Source organism: Acidaminococcus hominis (assembly GCF_022484025.1).
Classification (GTDB): Bacteria; Bacillota; Negativicutes; order Acidaminococcales; family Acidaminococcaceae; genus Acidaminococcus; species Acidaminococcus hominis.
Map to the genome: position 1 here is coordinate 2,448,355 of NZ_JAKVMG010000001.1, position 22,924 is coordinate 2,471,278.

25 protein-coding genes, 2 tRNA genes, 1 other RNA gene and 1 other annotated feature are annotated in these 22,924 nt (G+C 54.9%); of the genes, 21 read left to right on the forward strand and 7 right to left on the reverse strand.

From position 1 onward, the window contains the following. Positions 1–7: 7 nt before the first annotated feature. Positions 8–610: a uracil-DNA glycosylase family protein gene (locus LKE88_RS11055; protein WP_105327431.1), complete on the reverse strand. Its 603-nt coding sequence runs from the start codon at positions 608–610 to the stop codon at positions 8–10. Between the two features lie 9 nt (positions 611–619). Then, positions 620–1,285: a Crp/Fnr family transcriptional regulator gene (locus LKE88_RS11060; protein ID WP_105326928.1), complete on the reverse strand. Its 666-nt coding sequence runs from the start codon at positions 1,283–1,285 to the stop codon at positions 620–622. 130 nt (positions 1,286–1,415) lie between these two features. Beyond that, positions 1,416–1,649: a binding site (T-box leader), on the forward strand. 42 nt (positions 1,650–1,691) lie between these two features. On the opposite strand from LKE88_RS11060, the gene LKE88_RS11065 reads away from it, so the two are divergent. The 5 genes from LKE88_RS11065 (at position 1,692) to LKE88_RS11085 (ending at position 6,215) form a co-directional block, all read left to right on the forward strand. Beyond that, positions 1,692–2,615, forward strand: a complete 924-nt coding sequence (locus LKE88_RS11065; RefSeq protein WP_105326929.1) for a homoserine O-succinyltransferase — start codon at positions 1,692–1,694, stop codon at positions 2,613–2,615. A gap of 28 nt (positions 2,616–2,643) precedes the next feature. Further along, positions 2,644–3,114 (forward strand): nucleoside deaminase, encoded by a 471-nt coding sequence (locus LKE88_RS11070; protein ID WP_118286880.1) that lies wholly within the window; start codon positions 2,644–2,646, stop codon positions 3,112–3,114. A gap of 67 nt (positions 3,115–3,181) precedes the next feature. Further along, positions 3,182–3,269 (forward strand) — tRNA-Ser (locus tag LKE88_RS11075). Between the two features lie 336 nt (positions 3,270–3,605). Next, positions 3,606–4,751: an alanine racemase gene (gene alr / locus LKE88_RS11080; protein WP_105326931.1), complete on the forward strand. Its 1,146-nt coding sequence runs from the start codon at positions 3,606–3,608 to the stop codon at positions 4,749–4,751. 63 nt (positions 4,752–4,814) lie between these two features. Continuing rightward, the gene (locus tag LKE88_RS11085; RefSeq protein ID WP_105326932.1) at positions 4,815–6,215 is read left to right on the forward strand and encodes an FAD-binding oxidoreductase; all 1,401 of its coding nucleotides are present in this window, start codon (positions 4,815–4,817) and stop codon (positions 6,213–6,215) included. Positions 6,216–6,348: 133 nt separating this feature from the next. Here the strand turns inward: LKE88_RS11085 and ffs are convergent. Together ffs and LKE88_RS11095 are read right to left on the reverse strand one after the other, a co-directional pair. Next, an RNA gene (gene ffs, locus LKE88_RS11090) (signal recognition particle sRNA small type) lies at positions 6,349–6,448 on the reverse strand. Between the two features lie 51 nt (positions 6,449–6,499). Then, positions 6,500–6,589 (reverse strand) — tRNA-Ser (locus LKE88_RS11095). Positions 6,590–6,765: 176 nt separating this feature from the next. Between LKE88_RS11095 and dnaX the strand changes: the two genes are divergently transcribed. From dnaX to LKE88_RS11140, 9 genes are all read left to right on the forward strand, one after another. After that, complete coding sequence (gene dnaX / locus LKE88_RS11100; protein WP_105326933.1) at positions 6,766–8,679, forward strand: DNA polymerase III subunit gamma/tau; 1,914 nt, start codon at positions 6,766–6,768, stop codon at positions 8,677–8,679. Positions 8,680–8,703: 24 nt separating this feature from the next. After that, a complete protein-coding gene (locus tag LKE88_RS11105; protein ID WP_105326934.1) occupies positions 8,704–9,036 on the forward strand; it encodes a YbaB/EbfC family nucleoid-associated protein in 333 nt (110 codons plus the stop codon). Positions 9,037–9,045: 9 nt separating this feature from the next. Next, a complete protein-coding gene (gene recR, locus LKE88_RS11110) occupies positions 9,046–9,642 on the forward strand; it encodes a recombination mediator RecR (protein ID WP_105326935.1) in 597 nt (198 codons plus the stop codon). 13 nt (positions 9,643–9,655) lie between these two features. Continuing rightward, positions 9,656–9,901 (forward strand): pro-sigmaK processing inhibitor BofA family protein, encoded by a 246-nt coding sequence (locus tag LKE88_RS11115; RefSeq protein WP_105326936.1) that lies wholly within the window; start codon positions 9,656–9,658, stop codon positions 9,899–9,901. A gap of 4 nt (positions 9,902–9,905) precedes the next feature. Next, complete coding sequence (locus LKE88_RS11120; protein WP_105326937.1) at positions 9,906–10,301, forward strand: GtrA family protein; 396 nt, start codon at positions 9,906–9,908, stop codon at positions 10,299–10,301. 15 nt (positions 10,302–10,316) lie between these two features. After that, complete coding sequence (locus LKE88_RS11125) at positions 10,317–11,261, forward strand: diacylglycerol/lipid kinase family protein (protein ID WP_105326938.1); 945 nt, start codon at positions 10,317–10,319, stop codon at positions 11,259–11,261. Positions 11,262–11,315: 54 nt separating this feature from the next. Further along, on the forward strand, positions 11,316–13,307 hold the full coding sequence (locus LKE88_RS11130; RefSeq protein WP_233547554.1) for an LTA synthase family protein: 1,992 nt from the start codon (positions 11,316–11,318) through the stop codon (positions 13,305–13,307). Between the two features lie 151 nt (positions 13,308–13,458). Further along, the gene (locus tag LKE88_RS11135) at positions 13,459–14,823 is read left to right on the forward strand and encodes an MATE family efflux transporter (protein WP_231086084.1); all 1,365 of its coding nucleotides are present in this window, start codon (positions 13,459–13,461) and stop codon (positions 14,821–14,823) included. Between the two features lie 112 nt (positions 14,824–14,935). Continuing rightward, a complete protein-coding gene (locus LKE88_RS11140) occupies positions 14,936–15,343 on the forward strand; it encodes a hypothetical protein (RefSeq protein WP_231086083.1) in 408 nt (135 codons plus the stop codon). A gap of 83 nt (positions 15,344–15,426) precedes the next feature. On the opposite strand, the gene LKE88_RS11145 is transcribed toward LKE88_RS11140, so the two are convergent. Beyond that, positions 15,427–16,320: a DMT family transporter gene (locus LKE88_RS11145; RefSeq protein ID WP_105326940.1), complete on the reverse strand. Its 894-nt coding sequence runs from the start codon at positions 16,318–16,320 to the stop codon at positions 15,427–15,429. A gap of 129 nt (positions 16,321–16,449) precedes the next feature. Between LKE88_RS11145 and LKE88_RS11150 the strand changes: the two genes are divergently transcribed. Continuing rightward, positions 16,450–17,361: a LysR family transcriptional regulator gene (locus LKE88_RS11150; RefSeq protein ID WP_158572324.1), complete on the forward strand. Its 912-nt coding sequence runs from the start codon at positions 16,450–16,452 to the stop codon at positions 17,359–17,361. Positions 17,362–17,402: 41 nt separating this feature from the next. Here LKE88_RS11150 and LKE88_RS11155 read toward each other — a convergent pair whose 3' ends face one another. Beyond that, complete coding sequence (locus LKE88_RS11155; protein WP_231086082.1) at positions 17,403–17,972, reverse strand: chromate transporter; 570 nt, start codon at positions 17,970–17,972, stop codon at positions 17,403–17,405. Next, complete coding sequence (locus LKE88_RS11160) at positions 17,972–18,511, reverse strand: chromate transporter (RefSeq protein WP_105327434.1); 540 nt, start codon at positions 18,509–18,511, stop codon at positions 17,972–17,974. The genes LKE88_RS11155 and LKE88_RS11160 overlap by 1 nt, the downstream gene beginning before the upstream one ends. 219 nt (positions 18,512–18,730) lie before the next feature. On the opposite strand from LKE88_RS11160, the gene LKE88_RS11165 reads away from it, so the two are divergent. From LKE88_RS11165 to atpF, 6 genes are read left to right on the forward strand one after another with little or no spacing between them, the layout of a single operon-like run. Beyond that, on the forward strand, positions 18,731–19,744 hold the full coding sequence (locus LKE88_RS11165; RefSeq protein ID WP_105327435.1) for a glycosyltransferase family 4 protein: 1,014 nt from the start codon (positions 18,731–18,733) through the stop codon (positions 19,742–19,744). Between the two features lie 19 nt (positions 19,745–19,763). Beyond that, a complete protein-coding gene (wecB, locus tag LKE88_RS11170) occupies positions 19,764–20,927 on the forward strand; it encodes a non-hydrolyzing UDP-N-acetylglucosamine 2-epimerase (protein ID WP_118286881.1) in 1,164 nt (387 codons plus the stop codon). Between the two features lie 11 nt (positions 20,928–20,938). Next, positions 20,939–21,370, forward strand: a complete 432-nt coding sequence (locus LKE88_RS11175) for a hypothetical protein (RefSeq protein ID WP_146109057.1) — start codon at positions 20,939–20,941, stop codon at positions 21,368–21,370. Positions 21,371–21,377: 7 nt separating this feature from the next. Next, complete coding sequence (gene atpB / locus LKE88_RS11180) at positions 21,378–22,091, forward strand: F0F1 ATP synthase subunit A (RefSeq protein WP_105326945.1); 714 nt, start codon at positions 21,378–21,380, stop codon at positions 22,089–22,091. 27 nt (positions 22,092–22,118) lie between these two features. Then, positions 22,119–22,376 (forward strand): ATP synthase F0 subunit C, encoded by a 258-nt coding sequence (atpE, locus tag LKE88_RS11185; protein ID WP_105326946.1) that lies wholly within the window; start codon positions 22,119–22,121, stop codon positions 22,374–22,376. A 46-nt stretch (positions 22,377–22,422) separates the two neighbouring features. Beyond that, positions 22,423–22,914, forward strand: coding sequence for a F0F1 ATP synthase subunit B (atpF, locus tag LKE88_RS11190; RefSeq protein WP_105326947.1), 492 nt, complete (start codon positions 22,423–22,425; stop codon positions 22,912–22,914). Positions 22,915–22,924 lie beyond the last annotated feature (10 nt).

The following is a 22,924-nucleotide window of genomic DNA, read 5'->3' on the forward strand; positions in this document are numbered from 1 at the left end:
TTTTCTGTTACAGCAGGCCAAAGGCCTTGAAAAAATCCTGGTAGGCTGCGGCCTTCTTCTCCAGCTTCAGGGGGTAGGCCCGGGAAGTGGAGGGAAGGCGGGACAGGGTGTAGTGCCGGCCGCCCAAGGTAATGGGTACGCTGGCTCCCGATTTGGGCAGGGCCGGGGGATTTTCGCACTGGGCCAGCACTAGTTCCGTGGCTTTTTCCCCGGTGGTGGCCAGGGCCTGGCACTGGGGCAGCTGGTGCAGCATAGCCTTTAGGTCCGCCGGTTCTACTACCTGGAGAAATTTGTCGCTGGCGTTGCCCTTTTCCCGGATGGCCCGGAGCACGGTGGGGCCCAGGGCGATGCCCAGCCGGGACAGTTCCTGCTGGATTTTTTGGGGGTCAAAGGCCTTTGCTTCCCCTTTGCGGAAATAATCCGGGTTCTGGAAGAAAATCAGTCCCATAATCCGCCACATATCGTTTTGGAAGTTGGGATAATAGAAGTCCATGGCCCGCTTGCCGGCAGCCGGGGGAAAGGTGCCCAGCACCAGTACCCGGGCCTGGGGCGGCAGAAAGGGCGGAAAGGGATGGGTTTCGATGACAGGTTCTGTGGGTATTTTGGTCATGGCCGCCACCTACTCCGCATCCTTTAACAGATGGAATTCTTCCTTATGGTAATCCAGGATGCCTTCCTTTTTCATTTTGCTGAGCTCGCTGCTTAACGCGCTTCGGTCCACGCTGAGATAATCCGCCATCTGCTGTCGGTTAAAGGGCACGGTGATCCTGTCTTTTTTCTGCTTGGCGGCCAAGAAGGATAGGTAGGCAATGACCCGTCCCCGGATGGACTTGGACGAGGTGTGGAGAATCCGCCGGGACAGGGCCAGGTTTTTCCGGGCCAAGATGTGCAGCAGGTTTTCGATAATCTGGGTGTGCTGGGGGCAGCTGTGGGAGCAGGTGCGCATGACCTTGCTCAGGTCCATCATCAGCACGGTGGTGTCTTCCTCTGCCAGCACGTTGATCAAAAGCGGCTCGTTTTCCACGCAGGCGTAGGCTTCCGCAAACAAGGAGCCGGGTTCCGCCTGGCCGAGAAGGGTCCGGTTGCCCCAGACATCGTCGGTTTCGATAATCACCCGGCCGGTAAGCACCATGCTGACGGTGTGGACAATATCTCCGGCGTAGTGGATATAGGTGCCTTTTTTATAGGAACGTTCTACCCCGCCCAGGCAGTTCATCCGGCAAAGGATTTCCTGGGGCGGAACGTTTTTGAACAGGGCGGTTTTGCTTAGAAATGCAGTATCCATAGCTCCTCCTTTTCGTTGTTTTAACAACGTTTCTTTTCTCCAGTATACAACGGCTCCGGAAAGAAAGCAAGGCGGGTAAACCACTTGACGGGAAAACCATTCTGTGGTAAATTGTAAGCAATTTCATATGACATGAGCGATGAAAAGAAGAGTACCTTCGGCGCTGCGGCACAGAGAGCTTCTGTTTTGGTGAGAGGAAGAGCGGGCAAAGAGGAGAACATGGCCTTGGAGCTGATGGCTGAAGTGCAGTAAGCCGTCTGGGTGTGCCCATTACAGCACTGGAGTATCCGACCAAGTCACGTACTCGAGAGGCTTGGCCTGGCCAAGCGAAGCTGGGTGGTACCACGATGCTTTCGTCCCTGCAGGGGGCGGAGGCTTTTTTTATTGCAGAAAAGGAGTGGAAATTATGCCAATTAAAATTGCGAGTCATCTGTCGGCAAAAGCCAAACTGGAAGAGGAAGAAATTGTTACCATAGATAGCGATCGGGCTGCAACCCAGGATATCCGTCCTTTGCGTATTCTGATTCTCAACCTGATGCCCTTAAAGAAACCTACGGAATTACAGCTGCTGCGCCTTTTGGGTAATTCCCCCCTGCAGCTGGAAGTGGACTTCTGCCGGCCGGTAAGCCGGGTGGGCACCCATACGGACAATTCCTACCTGGAAAGCTGCTACCTGGAATTTAACGATATCAAGGACAAATACTACGATGGCTTCATTGTCACCGGGGCTCCTGTAGAAAAGCTGGAGTTTGAGGAAGTGGAATACTGGCCGGAAGTGGTGGAGTATTTTGAATGGGCCCGGGACCATGCCTACTCCGTGCTCCATTACTGTTGGGGCGCACAGGCCGGCCTGTACTATTACTATGGGGTTGCCAAACGGATGCTGCCCCAGAAAATCTGCGGCATTTATCCTTACGGCCTGACGGTGCGCAACCATCCGCTGCTCCGGGGCTTTGACGACCGGTACTTTATTCCCCAATCCCGGTACACCTCCGTGGATGACCAGGCGGTAGATGCTTCTGACAAACTGGATGTGCTCAGCCGCAGCGTGGAAAACGGCATCAATATCTGCTGCAGCCACGATATGCGCCATATTTTCGTTATGGGGCATTTTGAATACGAACGGAATTCCCTCCAGGATGAATACATCAGGGATAAGAATAAGGGCCTGAATCCTGCCCTGCCGGCCTTCTATTATCCGGACAACGACAGTAGCCAGCAACCCTGCTTCAAGTGGTGCAGCTATGCCCACCTGTTCTACCTGAACTGGCTGAACCGGGTGTACCAGGATACGCCCTATGATTTGACCAAACTTACCCGGAAAGAGTAAGAGGCCCTTGGAGAAGAAAGGACATTCCATGGAAGCACTAGCCGCAAAGGAAGATCTGTACTATATGGACCTGGCTCTGGAAGAAGCCCGGCAGGCGGCCCGGGAGGGGGAAATCCCCGTAGGGGCGGTGCTGGTTGTGGACGGGGCGGTCATTGCCCGGGACCACAACAGACGGGAACAGCTGCCCGATGCCACGGCCCATGCAGAGCTGCGGGTAATCCAGGCGGCTTGCAGCAAGCTGGGCCGCTGGCGGCTGCCGGACGCCGTGCTGTACGTGACCCTGGAACCCTGTCCCATGTGCGCCGGAGCCATCTGGAACGCCAGAATCGGCCGGGTGGTGTACGGGGCCTACGATAGTGCAGCGGGCTGCTGCGGCTCCCTGTTTAATTTTCCTGGGCAGCCTTCCCTCAGCGTAGGCACCCAGGTTACCGCCGGCGTCCGGGAAGAGGAGTGCCTTCAGGTACTCCAGGAGTTTTTCCGGGCCCGGCGGTCCGAATAGGGGTGCAGTAATTCAAGAATTTTAGATTTGTTTTCTTTCTAACAATTGTGTTATAATGAGAACTCACGGATGGGTGTCCGAGTGGTCGAAGGTGCTTGACTCGAAATCAAGTATACCGCAAGGTATCGTGGGTTCGAATCCCACCCCATCCGCCAATATTTGTTACGTAAGACCGGAAATTCTTTTTTCCTGCAAGCCAGGCTGTCTGCGGCTGTTTGGCTTTTGCAGGGAAGGGAGAGTTTCCGGTTTTTGGCATTTTGGGGGGAATTGTGCGCACAAGCTGCGCACAATGGACAAAAGGCCCTGCCAGAACAGCACACTTTTTGACGGAAGCCGGAGATGGAAAAAACTTGAACCTGCCCAAAGACTTTGCTATGATAAAGGATAACAGTGCAGGGACGTGTTTTGTATGCAAGCACCTGCCCGCTGGATTCTGGCTGGTCCACGGCAGATTCCGTGACCGCCAATTTTAGGAGAACGGTGGCGTCCAAATGAGAGTAAGAAATGTCTGGGCGGAAGTGGATTTATCCGCAATTGCCCATAACGTGCAGGTGACCCGGAAGGTATTGAAACCGGGAACAAAAATCTGTGCAGTGGTCAAGGCCGATGCCTATGGCCACGGAGCTGTGCCTGTTGCTACGGCAGCATTGGCCGCCGGCGTCAATTACCTGGCGGTTTCCATGACCCAGGAAGCCGTGGAACTGCGGGAAGCGGGGATTATGGCCCCCATCCTGATTCTGGGCACCATGACCCCGGAACACGAAAAAGCCATTGTGGATTATCAGATTACCCAAACGGTGTACGACCTGACAACGGCCCAGGCCCTTTCGGCCATGGCCTTGCAGGAAAATAAGACGGTGAAGGTCCATTTGGCCGTGGATACGGGGATGAACCGGATTGGCTGCCGTCCATCGGAAGCGGCGGATTTGGCCGAAGCCATCAGCCATCTGCCCCATGTGGAGCTGGAAGGCCTGTTCTCCCATTTTGCCACTGCTGATGAAACCAACAAGGATTACGCCCAGCATCAGGTTGCCTTGTTTAACCAGGCCGTGGAAAGCATCAAGGCTCGGGGCATTGAGATTCCCCTGATCCATTTGGATAACAGCGCCGGCATTACGGAAATGCCCGGCACGGAATTCAATATGGTGCGGCAGGGCATTACCCTTTACGGCTGGTGGCCTTCCAAGGAAGTGAAGCAGTGCCTGGACATTCGGCCGGTGATGAGCCTCAAGGCCGAAGTGGTCTTTGTAAAGCAGGTTCCCGCCGGGGAAAAGGTCAGCTACGGCTGCACCTACGAAACCAAGGAACCTACCCTGATTGCCACCCTGCCCCTGGGCTATGCGGACGGGGTTTCCCGGAAGCTGTCCAATAAGGGCTATGTGAGCATCCGGGGGTATAAGGCACCCATTATTGGACGGATCTGCATGGATCAGTTCATGGTGGATGTAACCCACGTGCCCAATGTGCACGCAGGGGATGAAGCCGTGATCTTTGGGGATGGCGCCATTTCCCTGGATCAGGTAGCGGATTGGTGTGGGACCATCGGGTATGAGGTGCTATGCTTACTGAGCACCCGGATTCCCCGGAAATATACGTACCACTATACCATCCGCCATTATGTGAACAACCATTTCTGAGAAGTGGCTGGCGTAGGAAAGCAGGAAGGCGCAGGACAGTAAGCAGAAAGGCAGCAAAGCAGCATGGAAAACTACAATCCAATTACCCAAGAAGTGCTTGAAAAATTAAACGCCCTGGTGGGCGAAAAGTATGTATGGACGGATCCGGACCATCTGGAGCAGTATAAAACCGATGAGGAAACGGATCCCCGGCTGTTCCGGACCCCTGAAGCGGTGGTGGCTCCGGAAACTACGGAGCAGGTGGCAGCCATTATGAAGCTGGCCAACCAGTACGGTTTCCCGGTTACGCCCCGGAGCGGGGGCACCAGTGTTTCCGACGGAGCTATTGCCGTGTGCGGCGGGCTGGTACTGCTGCTGGAACGGCTGGACAAGATTGAAAAAGTGGACGCGGACGGGATGTACCTGATTGCCCAGGCCGGGGTTCCCACGGTGAAGGTCCAGGAAGCAGCCCGGGCCGTAGGCCTGTTCTACGCAGGAGATCCCTGCAGCGCCGACAGCTGCCTGATTGGGGGCAACCTGGCCACCAATGCCGGGGGCGACAAGGCCGTACGCTACGGCACCACCCGGAACCAGGTCCACGCCATCGAAGTGGTGCTGCCCAACGGCGAAATCGCCAACCTGGGCACCCGGAGCAAGAAAAACAGCACCGGCTACTGCCTGGACCAGCTGGTGATCGGCAGCGAAGGCACCCTGGGCATCATTACCAAGGCAACCCTGAAGCTATTGCCCCTGGCACCGTATAAGGCGGACGTACTGGCGGTATTTACCGACCAGGAAAAGGCTGTCAGCCTGGTACCCATTTTACTGAAGGCAGGCCTAAATCCCACCAGCGTGGAATTTATGGACAATGGTTTCGTAAGGTCTGCCAGCGATTATTCCAAAATCCGGCTGGCCCATTACGAGGACGGCTCCTATGTGATTCTTACCCTGGAAACCTTTGATGAGGACGAACTGGAAAAGAAGCTGGAAAAGCTGGATGAACTGTGCCGGGAAAACGGCGCCGACGATGTGATGATTGCCGACGACCGGGTTTGGACGGTGCGGAAGAATTGTTTGGAAAGCGTCCGGGTACTGAGCAAGGTAATGACCAGCGACGATTTTGTGGTGCCCCTGGACAAGATTGCCCAGACCATCAACGAACTGTCCAAGGTAGCGGAATCCTATCCCTTCCAGGTATTTACCCTGGCCCATGCCGGGGACGGGAATCTGCATTTCTCCATTCTGAAGGGGAATATGACAGATGAAGCCTGGGAAAAGGCCCTTCATGATTTCCATGCAGAAGCCTATCCCTATATTTACGCCATGGGCGGCAAACTCAGCGGCGAACACGGCATCGGCGCCAAGAAGGTGAAGCAGCTGGCTTCCCTGGCAGATCCTGGGGAATTGTACATGATGCAGACCATCAAAAAAGCCCTGGATCCCAAGGATGTTTTGAATCCGGGCAAGGTGCTGGCCCAATACTAAGAAATAAAAAACGCTTTCTCGCAGGTTTGGCGGGAAAGCGTTTTTGATTAACTCAGGCTGAAGTGGGGGAGCGGCAACAAAAAAAGCCTGCAAACCGAAGTTCACAGGCTCTTTTTATTTTCCCGGCGGGCTGCAGCAACAGGCACCCCTGCGGCACATGAAGGGATCTGCTTATTGCTGCTTCCTTCCGGACCTGACAAGGTTCACAGGACTCCATTGCGCAGGACCCGCCGCTGCAGTCCGCCGGAAAAATAAAAGCCGCTTGACGCGGCTGACAGACAAAATGGCGGAGAGTGAGGGATTCGAACCCTCGATACGGTTTCCCGTATACACGCTTTCCAGGCGTGCTCCTTCAACCGCTCGGACAACTCTCCAGGTTGAATTGCTTAGATAAAGCTATTCAATTGTTTGCAGTAGTCTTGAAGACAACCACGAGGTACAGTATAACCAATTTGCGCTCACTTGTCAACATTTTAGTTGAATTTTTTTAGGGAAAAAAGGTATAATAGCTAAAGCACATTGTTCAGATAGAACAGAAAGGATGGGAAGTATGGCATACGTTGCTCTGTATCGCACCTGGCGGCCGCAGACCTTCGAGGATCTGGTGGGGCAGGCGCATATCAAAACGGCCCTTTCCAACGCCCTGGAATCGGGAAGAATTTCCCATGCGTATCTGTTTACAGGGCCCAGAGGGTCAGGGAAGACCAGTACGGCCCGGATTTTGGCCAAGGCCCTGAACTGTGAGCACGGCCCCACAGCCCACCCCTGCAACGAATGCACCCTGTGCCGGGAAATTACCGAAGGCACAGCCCCCGATGTCATTGAAATCGACGGGGCCTCCAACCGGGGCATTGAAGAAATGAAAAAGCTCCGGGATCAGGTGTTTTTTGCCCCGGCAGCCTGCCGTTATAAAGTCTATATCATCGACGAAGTCCATATGATTACCACCGATGCCTTCAATGCGCTGCTGAAGACCTTGGAGGAACCGCCGGAGCACGTGGTGTTCATATTGGCCACCACGGAGCCCCAGAAGATTCCGGCCACCATCCTGTCCCGGTGCCAGCGGTACGATTTTCACCGGGTAACGGTGCCAGAGATTGCCGAGCATCTGGAAAAGGTGGCGGAAGGCAGCCATATTCAGGCGGAAAAGGAAGCCCTGCGGCTGATTGCCATCCAGGCGGATGGGGGCATGCGGGACGCACTCAGTCTTTTGGACCAGTGCAGCGTCATGGCCAGTCCCATTACGGCCGAAGCGGTGCGCCAGATGATTGGCTCCGCCGGCCGGGAAAAAATCCGGCTTCTGACCGAGCAGATCGGCAAACAGGATTTGGCCGGCGCTTTGGCTACCCTGAACGCTCTTTTGGAGCAGGGCAAGGAGCTAGAGCAGATTTTGGCGGAGCTGATGGAATATTTCCGGGCTCTCCTGCTGTATCAGGTGGACCCGGCCTATCAGGATATTTACGTAACCGATGAGGAAACGGAACTGGCCCGGCTGGCCCCCTTGTTCAGCCGGCCCCAGCTGATGGCCAGCGAAGAAAAGCTGCACCAGGCAGCGGCCGAATGCAAGCGGTCCCTGCGCAAGAAAATCGTGGGGGAGCTTTGCCTGTATGACCTGTGTAAGCACCAGGGGTCGTCAGAAGCGGCTTTGGAAGCCCGGATCCGCAGCCTGGAAGAACAGGTGGCGGCCCTGACCGCCGGCGGCTTTACGGCTCCGGCAGCGGCACCCTTAGGCGGCAGTGCGCTTCCGGCAGCCCCGGCTTTTGCTTCGCCGGCAGCGCCGGCCTTTACGCCTAAAACTGCCAGTGTACCTGACGCACCGGCGGTGCCAGCCTGGACGCCGGAACCGGCCGTTTTCCCCAAGGCAGAGCCCAAGCCCCCGGCAGCTCCGGTGGTGCCTAGTGCGCCAGTGGTTCCTACGGCTGCGCCAGCAGCTGCTGCCGCAAATGTCACACCTCTGTCACGAGAAGGGGTTGCACAAGGGGAAGAACTATGGCAGACTGTGATACAGGGGCTAAAGCAGCGCCGGAAACGGGCGTTTTTGGTATACGCCAAAATGGCCCAGGTGGGCTCTTTTGCCAACCAGGTGCTGACTTTGGTAGTGGATTCGGAAAGCCTGAAAGAGCGCTTTGAAACCCCGGATCTGCACAATCTAATGACGGATATTTTAAAGGAGCGCACGGGACAGCCCATTGGGCTAGCCGTGGTGCTCCAGGCTGGAGGTTTGCCTCCGGAACCGGCCCGCTGGGCGGCGCCCCAAACGCCTCCCCAGCCCGCAGCTCCGGTTGCGCCCAAGGCCGCTCCCCAGGCAGCCCCGGAGCCTGCGCCTCAGGCAGCAGCTCCGGCCCCGGCCGTAAATGAGCAGCCAGCCGCCAAGGAAAAGCCGGCGGAACCGGAGGAATTGCCTCCGGGCGTAAAAAAGGCGCTTTCGGTATTTGGCGGTAAGGTATATAAAGAAGAACCATAACACAATTTCAGGAGGAATGAACCAATGTTTAAAGGCGGAATGGGTATGAACAACATGCAGGGCATGCTGAAGAAAGTACAAAAAATGCAGAGCGAAATGAGCAAGCTCCAGGAAGAGCTGAAGGAGCGCACCGTAGAAGCCACTTCCGGCGGTGAAGCCGTAAAGGTCGTGGTCAACGGCAACAAGAACCTGGTAAGCCTGACCCTGTCCCCGGACGCAGTGGATCCGGAAGACGTAGAAATGCTCCAGGACCTGATTGTGACGGCTGTCAACGAAGCCATGAAAATGGTGGACGACATGACCGAAAAGGAATTGGGCAAGGTTACCGGCGGCATGAAACTGCCCGGCATGTTTTAAGGCAAAATCATGCGAATGGTAAAACCCATGGCCCGGCTGTACGAACAGCTGCGGAAGCTGCCGGGCATCGGGTCCAAGTCCGCCCTGCGGCTGTCCTACCATGTGCTGGACATGAAGCAGGAGGATGTAGAGGCTCTGGCCCAGGCCCTTTTGGATGCGAAGAAGCACGTCCATCTGTGCCGGCAGTGCTTTGATTTGTGCGAAGGGGACCTGTGCGAAATCTGCCAGGACGCCAAGCGGGACCAAAGCCTGGTGTGCGTGGTGGAACAGCCCCAGGATGTAGCTGCCATGGAACGGACCCGGGGCTACCAGGGCCTGTATCACGTGCTCCACGGAGTCCTGTCCCCCCTGGATGGTATTGGGCCGGACCGGCTGAAAATCCGGGAACTGCTCCGCCGTCTCCAGGACGGAAAAATCAAGGAAGTGATCCTGGCCACCAATTCCGATGTGGAAGGGGAAGCAACGGCCAATTATTTGGCCGGATTGATCCGTCCCACCGGGGTGAAGGTCAGCCGGATTGCTCATGGTCTGCCGGTAGGCGGGGACCTGGAATATGCGGACGAACTGACCCTGTATAAAGCGCTGGAAAACCGGCGTGAGTTATGAAAGGTGAAATACCATGGAAGTTTGGGCTGTAGGCGCTGCGGCGCTGGTTGTGCTCTTTATTGTCATCAATATGTTTTCCCTGTCCCTGAAGCTTTTGTGGAACGGCTTCTGCGGCATGGTGCTGTTGTGGATTTTCAATATGGTAGGCTCCCTGGTGGGCGTAACGCTGCATATTGATGTGGTTTCCGCCCTGGTAGCCGGTTTCTTCGGCGTCCCCGGGGTTGTCCTGCTGCTGCTGTACCAGCTGGCGGGGCACTGAGCCTATGGAACTGCATAAATCGGATAACGAAAAAGTCCGGATTTTGTGCTACCTGATGATCGGCGGCACTGCGGCCCTGTTTGAATGGGCGCTGGTTTACCTGTTTAGTCAGGTCTGGGGCTGGAATTATCTTCTGGCCACAGCCCTGGCCTATTTCTGTTCCACAGTCTGCCACTACCTGGCCACCAATATCTGGGTTTTTACCAGTGGTGTCCGGTACAGCAAATCCAAAGAGTTTTCCCTGGTGCTGCTGGTTTCCACCATGGGATTGGTACTGAATGTGCTGCTGATGCGAATTTTCGTTGGAGCCCTGGGCTACAGCGTAATGCCGTCCAAAATTGCAGCCTCTGCCCTTGTGACAGTTTGGAACTATTGTTCCAGGAAAAAATGGATTTACTAAAGGAGTAAGTTTGCCATGCTTCGTCAAATCGTAGACATCGATGCATTTCACAAGGTGCTGCTGGTGCACAATTATAGTGCCGGAAAACAGACCTTTTTCAGCGGCATCCACAAAAACGTGGATAAGATGGCCAAGCAGCTGCTGCAGCTGTACGGACCGGATCGGTTCGAATACGTCCAGGTCTCTACTTTTGCCGCCACCCAGGAAGTGGGCCGGCGGATCTGCGAAGAAAAGGTGGAGTGGGTGATTGTGGCCGGCGGGGACGGGACCCTGCGGGCTTTGGTGGAAGTTTGTGTGGATGCGGATTACTGGCCCTATGTCAGTATCTATCCGGCAGGCACTGTGAACCTGGTGGCCAAAGAGCTCCAGCAGCGCACCGACGTGAACAACTGGATGTTCCAGGTTTCCAAGGGCTTTACCACCCCGGTCTGCCTGGGCCGGGCCAACGACAGGATTTTCCTGACCGTGGCCGGGATTGGGGTGGACTCCCTGGTGGTGGATAAGGTGACCCCCAAGGAAAAGAAATATCTGTCTACGCTGGCCTATGTGCGCCAGAGCGGCAAGGTGGTGGGCAGCGAAATGCTCCTTCATAACTGGAAGTACCGCTTCCAGGTAATGATTGATGATGATGGGGTTTGGCACGAGGCCAGCTCCGCCATTGTTACCAAAAGCCGCTACTATGCCGGCCGGTTCTCCCTGGTGAATGGGGGCTCCCTGTCCAATCCTGTGCTCCACGTGTGCCTGTTTACCAAGGACCGGTGCGTGGATTTCCTGCGCTATACGGCCCTGATTGCAGCCGATATGCTGAGCCTGGACAAAAGCGTGGAAATCTACCCGGCGTCCCGGGTAGAAATTCGCTGCAACGTGAAGCAGTTTGCCGCAGAGCTGGACGGAGACGCGGTGGTCACGTCGCCGTTGTCCATTTCGCTGCTTCCCAAAGCACTCCAATTTATTTCGTAAGGAGCGGCTACTGTGAAAAAAATATCTCTTGGGGGACTGATCGTACTCCTTTTTTTGGCAATTGAATTCGTCTACAACTGGACCCTGGTCCAGGACATTCGCCCCTTTCCCTGGGCAGAATGCTGGTACCATGCCCTGAATGGCTTCCTCCGGGACCTGCTGCTTATGGGGGTGGCCCTGTTCCTGTACCGGGAGCGGCGGAGAATCAAGGACAGAACCCTCCGGTATTTTCCGGTGGTAGTGGTGGGCATTCTGTATCTGCTGGATGCGGTGTTTATGGTCACCTACCTGGAAATGGATACGGGCTTTATGACCGTCCTTTCCGTAATTACCGGGCTGTTCAACAATATTGTCCTGGTACTGCTGTGCGCCATGCTGTACCACCACTGGCCCAACCGCCCTATGAAGGCCCTGTATTTCCTGGCGTACTATTTCACCTGCATCATTATGCTGGGGGACGCCATTTACTTCTGGAATACCTCCATGCACGTGGAAAGCGTGCTGTTTGAGAACCTGAACTGGTATGCGGCCAAGGGCATTCTGGAAACCACAGCACCCTGGCAGCTGGCCGTAATCGCAGTGGTGCTGCTGGCCTTTATTCCCCTTTTCCGGGTGGTGCATCCCAAACGGAAAAAGCCCAACCTGCCCTGGTCCCTGCTGTGCCTGGTGATGTTTGCCATGGGCCTGAATGTGGCCTATGCGCTTTTGGCGGAAGGCACCTACAAGGCCATTGACAGCGTCAGCGGCCTGGATATCGAGGTGGACCTGGAAAAGACCCGGAAACCTACCCGCAACAGCATTGCTTATCCCATTAACGTGAACTTTGTGGGCAAGGCCCTGTTCAAGACGGATAAGGTGGTCAAGGAGCCCTGGAAGTATACGGAACGGACCTTGACGGACCAGGATAAGGAAGCCCTGTCCAAGCTGGGCATCTATCCCAAACCGGAAGCGGTGCCCCGGCAGCAGCCGGCCTACGACCGGGTGGTGCTGCTGATTTTGGAATCCGTGCACCGGGACTACATTCATTACTACAATTCCAATATTCCGGCGGAAACCACTCCATACCTGGACTCCCTGCTGAAACGGTATCCCAAGGTGGACCATTACTACTCCTCGGCGGTGCCTACCACCCAGGGCCTGAATGCCACCTTCCGCTCCCAGCTGATCTACGATGGGGACCTGCCGGGAGAAAACCAGCCGTCCCTGTACCGCTCTATGCAGGGGGCGGGCTACACCGGCTATTTCCTCAGCGCCTCCAGCCGGTACTACAACAATGAGTACCGGGAGTATCCGGCCCAATTTGGCATGGAACATTACCTGGCCAAGGAAGACATTGCCGGTATGGGCTACAAGGGTGCTAGCGGCTGGGGCTTTCACAATGATGTGATGTACGATGCCGCCCTGCGGATCTTGAATGAGCACAAAAACGACAAGCTGCTGCTGGTCTGCAAGACCCTGGATATGCATCAGCCCTATCCCTATTACGGCTACAGCTATGCAGAAATGCCGGAATCCGTACGGGATCAGGGAACGGCCACGGTCTGCGGCATGTACTGGGTGGACAAGACCTTGCAGCACTTCTTTGCGGAAGCAGATGCGGAAGGACTGATGGATGACCGGACCCTGTTTATCGTTACGGCGGACCACAACCCCCATTCCGGGGGTGAATACAAGACCCTGGTGGATAATCCCCAGGATAAGCAGAGTGTAGCTCCCATTCCCTTGCTCTTTATCTCCAAAAATTTGGCGCCGCTCTTCCAGCTGGACGAAACCATGTATGCCAGCCAGGAAGATTTGGCACCTACCCTGCTGACCCTGGAAGGCCAGCAGGTGCCCAAGGAATTCATGGGCCGGGATCTGCTGACGACCGCAGCTCATCCCTATGGTTTGGGATACTTTGGAGGCAAGGCCTACTACTATGCAGCCGATGATTACATCATTGCCACCTTGGACGAGGAGCATCCGGATACGGAAGCCAAAGATGCCCTTGCCAACTACATTATGTACAACTACATCAATCGGCATATTGAATTTCAACCTAAATAAAAGGGCAGCAGGCCCCGCCGTTGGCGGCCCGCAGGCTGGGGGATACGTCCCCGGGAGGGTGTGCAGGCTGCGCACCCTCTTTCTTGTACCTGGCAGGTTCCAGACGGAGGCTGTTGCCCTTTCTGCTTATTTTTACCAAGGAGGTGTTTGCGTGGAAAACAGCAGCAGGGAAGGAACCTTTACTTCCCGGTTACGGCGCATCATGAGCGTTATGGTGCCCATCCTGATTACCCAGATGGCCATCCAGGGGCTCAGTTTGTTTGACACGGTCATGAGCGGTCACGCGGGCACCAATGAACTGGCCGGCGTGGCCATTGGCGCCAATATCTGGATGCCCCTGTTTACCGGTTTAAACGGCATCCAGCAGGCCCTGACCCCCATTGTGGCCAACTACCGGGGGGCCGGGGAGAACAAAAGCATTGCCGGAGCTGTGTTCAGTGGGCTGGTGCTGTCCTGCCTCCTGACGGTGCTGGTCATTACCGCGGGGATTCTCTTTTTGCCGTCCATTTTGGGCACCATGAACCTGACCCCGGAAGTATACCGGGTGGCCTACCGCTACCTGGGTTTTTCCGCTTTCAGCGTTCTGCCCCTTTTTGCCTCCAATATGCTCCGCTGTTTTGTAGACAGCATGGGCTATACCCAGGTGACCATGCGGCTGTTTCTTTTGACGGTGCCCATCAACGCCGCCATGAACTATATCTTTATCTTTGGCAAGCTGGGAGCCCCGGCCCTGGGCGGACCCGGCGCCGGGGTGGGGACCTCCATTTCCTGCTGGATCCTGCTTTTATGCTTTGTGGTGGTGTTAAAACGCCTGAAAGTGTTTGCCGGCTACCGGATTTTTGATCCTTCCGGTTTTTCCTTTGCCCATTTGCGGGAACACCTCCGGGTGGGACTTCCCATGGGCGTGGGAATCTTCCTGGAAACCAGTATTTTCGGGGTGGAATGTTTGTTTGTGGCCCGCTTTGGCACCATCGCTGTAGCTGCCAACCAAGCCGCTATGAGCTTTTGCAGTATGCTGTACATGATTCCTTTGAGCTTTTCCCTGGCGCTCACCATTTTGGTGGGGGCGTATGTGGGGGCGGCGGACTTTCGGCTAGCCAAAAAGTACGCCTCCACGGGCCGGCTGGCCAATCTGATGACCGGAGCCTTTTTCGCCGCTGTGCTGCTTTTGGGCCGGGACTGGATTGCGGCCCTGTACACCACGGATCCCAGCCTCATTGGACCCATCAAGCATTTCCTGATTTTTGCGGTAGCCTTCCAGTTCTGTGACAGTACCGCCGCCCCCATTCAGGGGGTACTCCGGGGCTACAAGGACGTAAAGGCCACCTTCTATTCGGCTCTGGCGGCCTACTGGCTGATTTCCCTGCCGGCGGGGCTGTTTTTGGACCACGGGGTGCACCTGGGTCCGGACGGCTACTGGCTGGGGCTGATTACGGGCATCTTTTTCTCCGCCCTGTTTCTGACCTTGCGGCTCCGGTATATTGAGCGCAAGTTCAGTGGGCCGGCGCTGGAGTAGGGAGCGTGTTCCAAAGCACGGCTGTCCTATGGTATACTAGAAAACATACTAGAGAACGGACGGGCCGGGGCGGAAACCCTGCGCCCGGCTGGCAGAGAAAGGGAGAGCTATCGTGGGATTATTTGATGCGTTAAAGGGTGCCGGTAAGGACGAAGCCATGCGGCCCAGCCCGGTACGGGAATTTCTGGGAGAAGAATTGTATGCGGTGGACTGCCGGGGCGCCAATTTGTATGTGCACCAAAATGCCGTGGTCATCGACAAGACCGGCGGCGGACTGTGGAACCTGGGGGACAACAATTTCAAGGTGATTCCCTTCCGGTCCATTGTGGCTATCCAGGCCAAGCTGGAATCCACAGTGCTAAGCGGCTATATCGAGTTTGAGACAGCCAACAGCCCCTTAAGTGTGGGCAGCGACAACGCAGAACGCTCCAGTGAAAACAGCGTCATCCTCAGCGGCAGTAAGGAAAGGTATGCCCAAGCCAAAGAGGCCTTGCAGTATATTTTTAGTCATATTTGTTAGTCCTAGCGGATGCGCCGGAAAAGGCGTTTCGGAGCATAAAAAAATCGGAAGCCTGGGAGCTTCCGATTTTTTTATGCCTGTTTTTAGCTGTGGGCTTCCGAGACCTGCAGCGTTTTTTCTTTCCGGGGCCAGTTTACGTAGAGCATTCCCGCCAGAATGCAGGCTGCTCCGATAAAGCCGTTGGTACCAAAGGTTTCCTGGAACACCAGGGTGCCCAGAATGGAGGCGGACAGGGGAGTGATGGCGCAGAACATACCGGCTTCGTCGCTGGGTACGTACTGCTGGGCCACTGGCTGGAAGGTAAAGCCAAAGCAGCTGCACATCAGAATCAGCACGGTCAGGCTCAGCAGGGTGGGGGTGTGGGTGGGAAGGGCTACTACACCCTGGAAGGCGGCAGCCCCCAGGCTGAGCAGACCCATCATGCCCATTTGTAGGATGCCCAGGGAGAAGGCATCGCTGTGTTCCACGGTAATCCCCGTGGCCACAATGTAGGCCCCGTAAAACAGCCCGGAACCAATGGCGAACAGGTCCCCTGCGGCAAAGCTCAGGGAGGCGCCGCCCAGGGTCAGGAAGCCTACGCCGGTAAGGATGGCCAGAACTCCAATGACGATGTGCCGGTCCGGCAGCCGCCGGTAGATGATGGCGTTCAGGATGGGGACAAAGGCCAGGGCCGTATTTTCCAAAAAGGCCACCATGTGCACGGCGGAAGTCCGCAGGCTCATCATTTCACAGCCCATAACAAAGAACAGGGTCAGTCCCAGAAGAAAGCTTTTGGGCAGCAGCTGAGAATCCGCTTTCAGTTCCCGGTACAGGTGACGGCAGAAGATCAGGGACAGGATCAGACAGGAAATGGTAAAGCGAATGCCCAGCACCATGAAGGGGGCCAGTTCCTGTAAGGAGATTTTGGAAAAAATAAAGGCACAGCTCCGGGTCAGGATAACAAAAGCCAGCAAAATTTTCGCAGCTCGGGTACTCATGGAACATTCCTTCTTTTCCTTAAATTTTCTCTATTATAAATCCAAAAAGGTATTGTGTAAAACGCAACTTATACAATATAATTGTGTGGAATCCGCATAATGAGCTGCTTCCTAAAGGGAGATGGAATCATGGAAACCAATAAATATAAAGCCCTGCTGAAGGCGGTGGAACTGGGCAGCATTACGGCAGCCGCCCAGGAGCTGGGCTATTCCCCTTCCGGGCTGACCCGGCTATTGGACGGGCTGGAAAAAGATCTGGGATTTCCCGTACTGACCCGGGGGCCCCAGGGGGTGGGCTTTACCCACGAAGGGGAGGAGCTGCTGCCGGTGTTTCGGGAGCTGTTGCATTGGCAGGGCCGGTTAAATGAGTACTGCGCTGCCATCCGGGGGCTGGAGCAGGGGGAATTGTTTGTAGGCAGCTACTACAGCATTGCTGCCCGCTGGCTGCCCACCATCCTCCAAAAATTCCAGCGGGATTATCCGGGCATCCGGATCCACGTCCAGGAGGCTGGCAACAGCCGGCTTTTGGAAGGCTTGCAGGAGCGGCGGCTGAGCTGCGTTTTGTTCAGCCGGCCCCAGAATTACAGTGGGGAATGGCTGCCTCTCTACAGCGACCGCTATGTGGCCTGGATTCCCGAAAGCTTTCCCCAGGCCCGGCAGGCAGCCATTTCCCCTGAGGAGATTGCCCAGCTGCCCTTTATTGAACCCTTTCCCCACCAGGGAACCACCATCGAGGCTTTTTTCAAGAAGTACCATATCCAGCCGGATGTGCGATTTACCACCAGCGATATGTACACCTGCTGGTGCCTGGTGGAAGCGGGGCTGGGCGTTTCCATGGACAATGAGCTCAGCTCTTCCCGCTGGCAGGGCAGGGTCAAGGTGCTGCCCTTTACCACCGGGGAAAAATTGGAACTGGGCATTGCCCTGCCTTCCTACCGGGATGCGTCCCCAGCCCTTAAAAAATTCATTGAGTATGTCCAGAATTTTGTGGCTGAGGTCAAGGCAAAAGAAAGAACCGCCGGCAAAGTCCAGCAAAAATAGGCAAAAAAATTCCGCCGGGGTATCGGCGGAAGGAAAAACGCTTACATCGAAAAATGGAACACAATGCCCACCACGGCAGAAGCTGCCAGGAACGCAATGGGGTGGACGCTTTTAAAGCGCCGGGTCAGGTACACAAGAATCAGGGCTACCAAAAGGGCCCGGCCGTTAAACAGGGCCATAACGTTTCCTGTGCCCCAGGCTTCCGGATGGAACAGGGTGACCTTGGCTACCAGGAAACCTGCCGCGGCAATCAGGCCCGCAGAAGCTGCCCGAAGCCCGTACATGACGGCCTTCACGTATTTGCTGTCGCCAAATTTTTTCAGAAACTGGAAAATAATCAGGATGACAATGACGGACGGGGTAATAAGCCCCAAAGTAGCAATCAAGGCACCCTGGAAACCGGCAATGTGGTAGCCCACATAGGTAGCGGTGTTGACGCCGATGGGGCCGGGGGTGGATTCGGATACGGCAATCATATTCAGCAGATCCGTTTCCGTAAACCAGCCGGTGGTGGAGGCCAGTTTGGTCAGAAAGGGAATGGTGGCCATGCCGCCCCCAATGGCAAATAGGCCAATTTTGGCAAATTCATAGAACAGTCGAAGCAGCAGCATCAGAGTTCACCTCTCACTTTCTTGGCAGCCAAGCCCACAATCCCGGCCAGGACTACCAGATAAGCTGGGGAAATATCCACGAACAGGTTCACCAGCATAATGACCAGAAATAGCCCAACGGTGAGTTTGTCCACCAGGGCGCTTTTGGCCAGCTTGAAGACGGCATTGAAAATCAGGACACAGACGCAGATCCGGATGCCGGCAAAGGCATCTTTTACAATCAACAGGTCTGCAAAGTTGGACAGGAATGCGGCAATGGCCGTAATGATGATCACCGAGGGAGTGGCAACCCCCAGGGTAGCCACAATGCCGCCGATGGGTCCTCTGCGCTTATCCCCAATGAAAGTTGCCGTGTTCACGGCAATGACCCCGGGAGTGCACTGGCCTACGGCAAAGTAGTCTGCCAGCTCTGCTTCCGTGGCCCAGTGGTATTTTTCCACCACTTCCGCCTGGAGAATGGGCAGCATGGCATACCCGCCGCCAAAGGTTACCGCCCCAATACGGGCAAAAACAAGAAATAATTGGATAAGTTCAGACATCATGCACCTCCGTTAACTTCCTTCAGTGTAACACCCAGGAAAGAAGCTGTAAATATAGAAACAGGTACAGCTGCGGACTGACAAAATATTTTCGCAAAAAATCACAAATTTGTCCGGGGAATCTCCGGGAAAAAATTGTAGATTTGTTCAAACTGTACTATAATGAACCTGTATAAGCTGAAGAAATTTGTAGGCGGTGTTCCGCAGAAAGGCTGCTTTGTGAAAACATATTTATTGGCGTTGACCATTTCGTTGATTTTAAGCTGGCTGCTTACTCCTTTTGTAAAGAAACTGGCATTCCGCGTAGGGGCGGTGGACCGTCCCAATGCCCGTAAGGTGCACCACCGGATTATGCCGAGAATGGGCGGCCTGGCCATTTTTATCGGCTTTATGGCGGCGGCGCTGACCTGTATGGAACTCACCCGGGACGTGGTGGGCATCCTGCTGGGCGGCACGGTGATTGCTCTTGTGGGCATCTTGGATGATATGTTCCAGCTGGCCGCCAAAGTTAAGCTCCTGGGGCAGATTGTGGCAGCTCTGGTACCGGTATTTTTCGGGGTCCGGATTGAATGGCTGAACAATCCTTGGGGTGGTTATTTTTATTTGAACTACTTATCCATACCGTTTACGGTATTTTGGATTGTCAGCTTCACCAATGTGGTGAACCTGATTGATGGCCTGGACGGTCTGGCAGCCGGCGTTTCCGCCATTGCCTCCGTTACGGTAATCATGGTTGCCCTGCAGCAGGGAATGTATCCGGTGGCTGTTCTTACGGCGGCCCTGGCCGGCGGCATCATCGGCTTTATCCGGTACAATTTCAACCCGGCCACCATTTTCATGGGGGATACCGGGAGCCTGTTTTTGGGCTATATGCTGGCGGCCATTTCCATTTTTGGTGCGGTAAAGAGCGCGGCTACGGTTGCCCTTCTGGTACCGGCCATTGCTTTGGGCCTGCCCATTATGGACACGGCCTTTGCCATTGTCCGCCGCTACAAAAATGGCCATCCCATTTTCAGCCCGGACAAGGGTCATATCCACCATCGCCTGCTGGCCATGGGCTTTAGCCAGCGGCAGGCTGTAATCTTTATGTATTTGATCAGCGCCGGCCTGTGCCTGACGGCTGTGCTGCTGACGGAAATGGAAGGGATGTATGCCGTGGGCCTGCTGGTATTCCTGCTGGCAGTGATTTTCATCGGCGCAAAGAAAATAGGTATCTTACAGGATAGATCTTGATATAAGGGGCGCGAGTGTTATGAACAAATTGAAAGTCATGATGATTTTCGGTACACGGCCGGAAGCTATTAAAATGTGTCCGCTGGTACTGGAAATGAAGAAGTATCCGGATTATTTGGAACCCATTGTAGCCGTTACGGCCCAGCATCGGGAAATGCTGGATCAGGTGCTGCAGCTGTTCCAGATCAAGCCGGACTATGATCTGAATATCATGACGGCCGGACAGACTTTGTACGACGTAACGGACAAAGCCCTGATGGGCCTGAAGGCTGTGCTGGAAGAAGCCAAACCGGACCTGGTACTGGTCCATGGGGATACCACCACCACCTTTGTGGGGGCGCTGGCTTCCTTCTATAAGCAGATTCCCGTGGGCCACGTGGAAGCGGGCCTGCGCACCGGCGACAAATATTCTCCTTTCCCGGAGGAAATGAACCGGAAGCTCACCGGCGCCATTGCCGACTACCACTTTGCTCCTACGGAAACCGCCAAGAGCAACCTGTTAAAGGAAAACATCAGCCCGGAAGGCATCTACGTTACCGGCAACACGGTTATTGATGCCTTAAAGACCACGGTGCGTCCTGGCTTTGATCTCCATAATCCTAAACTGGAGGAGGCCATCCGCAGCGACCATAAGCTGATTCTGATGACCACCCACCGCCGGGAGAACCTGGGTGCTCCCATGCGCCATGTGTACACGGCCCTGAAGGAAGTACTGAAGGACCACCCGGAAGCGGAAGCCATTTTCCCCATGCATAAGAATCCCAAGGTGCGGGAAGTGGCCGAACAGGTCCTGGGCAAAATGGACCGGGTACACCTGATTGAGCCCATGGACTATGAACCCTTTGTAAACCTGATGGCCGAGGTGGACATTGTTCTCACCGATTCCGGCGGCATTCAGGAAGAAGCCCCGGCACTGGGCAAACCTGTGCTGGTGCTACGCAATACCACTGAACGGCCGGAAGCCGTTACAGCCGGTACCGTAAAACTCATCGGCACCGGGAAGGAAGATGTATATGCGGCTACCAGCCGCCTGTTGGGAGATCCCAAATACTACAAACAAATGTCTGAAGCAGTCAATCCCTATGGGGACGGCAAAGCCTCCCAGCGGATTGTTTCCTTCCTGCTTCACACCCATGGATATCCGGTGGAACTGATGCCGGAGTTTACCACGGAGAAAAAATAAGCTGGTGAAGGATGGTCACGAAACAATTGGGTACTTTTGAACCCCAGGGCATTAGCCCTGCCGCTCAAAAAAATCTGAATTTACAGTTGAGACAGATTATGATCCGCCAGGGCCTGCTGGCTCTAGTGGCAATCCTGGCGGGTGCTTTGGTCTGGCACACCATAGCCGGTGCCCTGTGGGGCGCTCTGGCCGGCTTGGGAGACAGCGGTCTGGTCCTTTGGGGCATTGCCCGGGGTATGCGGAAAACGCCGGAGCGGGCTGCCGCGTATATGCGGCGTATGATGTTTACCCGCCTGGCTTATCTGCTGTTCCTGACGCTGCTGTCCCTGAAGCTCCAGGGTCAAACGGCGCTGGTGCTGCTGGGCTTTGTCTTTTTCAACGTTACCCTGTTGGTTCACATGGCCGTCTGCCATATAGAAATCTACAAAACAAAAAGGAAGTGATTGCGGTATGGGAATTGCAGAAGCTGCAAGTTCGGGAGTCATCGAGTACGGGACTACCGAAGTGCTGCCCGGCATTACACTGAACATGCAGACGCTCTACATGTCCTGGCTTACCATGTTTATTGTGGCAGCAATTGTTTTTGCAGCCACGCGGCGGGTACAAATGATACCCTATGGGATTCAGAACCTGGTAGAGATGTTTATTGAATGGCTGGATAAATTGATGGATGCCAACCTGGGAATCGAGGGACGACGGATTTCAACCCCGTTTGTGATTACCTTGTTCCTGTACATCTTTATTGGCAACGAATTGGGCATGATGCCTTCCATTTTTGTGCATCTGACCTCTCCCACCAACGATATCAACGTGGCTTTGGGCTTGTCTCTGACAGTTGCCGTGGCAACGTATATTATTGGTATCATCCAGCAGGGGCCGAAGTATTTCAAGCATTTGGTTTCCCCCTTTGCCTTGATGCTTCCCCTGAATTTGATCGAGGAATTGTCCAAACCGCTGACCATGGCCCTTCGTTTGTTTGGCAACATTCTTGCCGGTGAAATTTTGCTGGTAGTGCTTTACAAGCTGGTTCCCTGGGTTGTGCCCAACCTGTGGATTGGGTTCAGCTTGATCATCGGGTTCCTGCAGGCTTTCATCTTCACCATGCTGACGGTGATTGCCCTGGCGCCTATCTTTAAACAAGTGCATCACGAAAAAGAAAAATAAAAATTTTGCTGGAAAGGGTGTATAAACATGATTGACAACAACACGCTTATTATCGTAGCTTCCATTCTGGGAGCAGCTTTGATTGGGGTAGGTGCTTCCCTGGCAGCTAGCCGCGGGGACTCTACGGTAGCTTCCAAGGCTTTGGAATGCATGGCTCGTCAGCCGGAACAGGCCGGCAGCTTCCAGGTAAACATGCTGATTGGTATCGGCCTGGTTGAATCCATTCCTATCATTGCTTCCGTTATTGCCATTGTGCTGATTTTTGCCAATCCTTTTGTCCATTAATGGGCCGTTTTGAACCCCATAGGGAGAAAGGAAGTGTCGGTAAAGAATGGTAAGTATTAACTATACATTGATTGCGCAGATTGTGAACTTCATCATCCTCCTGTGGATTTTGGCCAAGTTTGCCTACAAACCGCTGCTGAAAACCATGGATGACCGCCGGACCAAAATCGTCAAGGATATGGACTCGGCAGAACAATCCCGGCAGCAGGCAGAACAACTGAAGGAAACCTATGCCAACCAGCTGAAGGAAGCCAAACAGCAGGCCAACGCCATTGTGGCCCAGGCCAATACCATGGCCCAGCAGCTCCATGACGAAGCCCTGGCAGCTGCCCAGAAGGAGCGGGAAGAACTCCTGGCTACCGGCCGGGAAACCGTGGAACTGGAAAAGAAAAAGGCCCTTCTGGATGTGCGGGAACAGATTATTGCGCTGAGCACGGAAATTGCCGGCCGGGTACTGGAGCAGAAACTGAATTCTGCCGAAGACCAGGCTCTCATCGCCAAAGTAACCGATGAGACAATGGCAGAGCAAAAGAAATAACAAAAGTCCC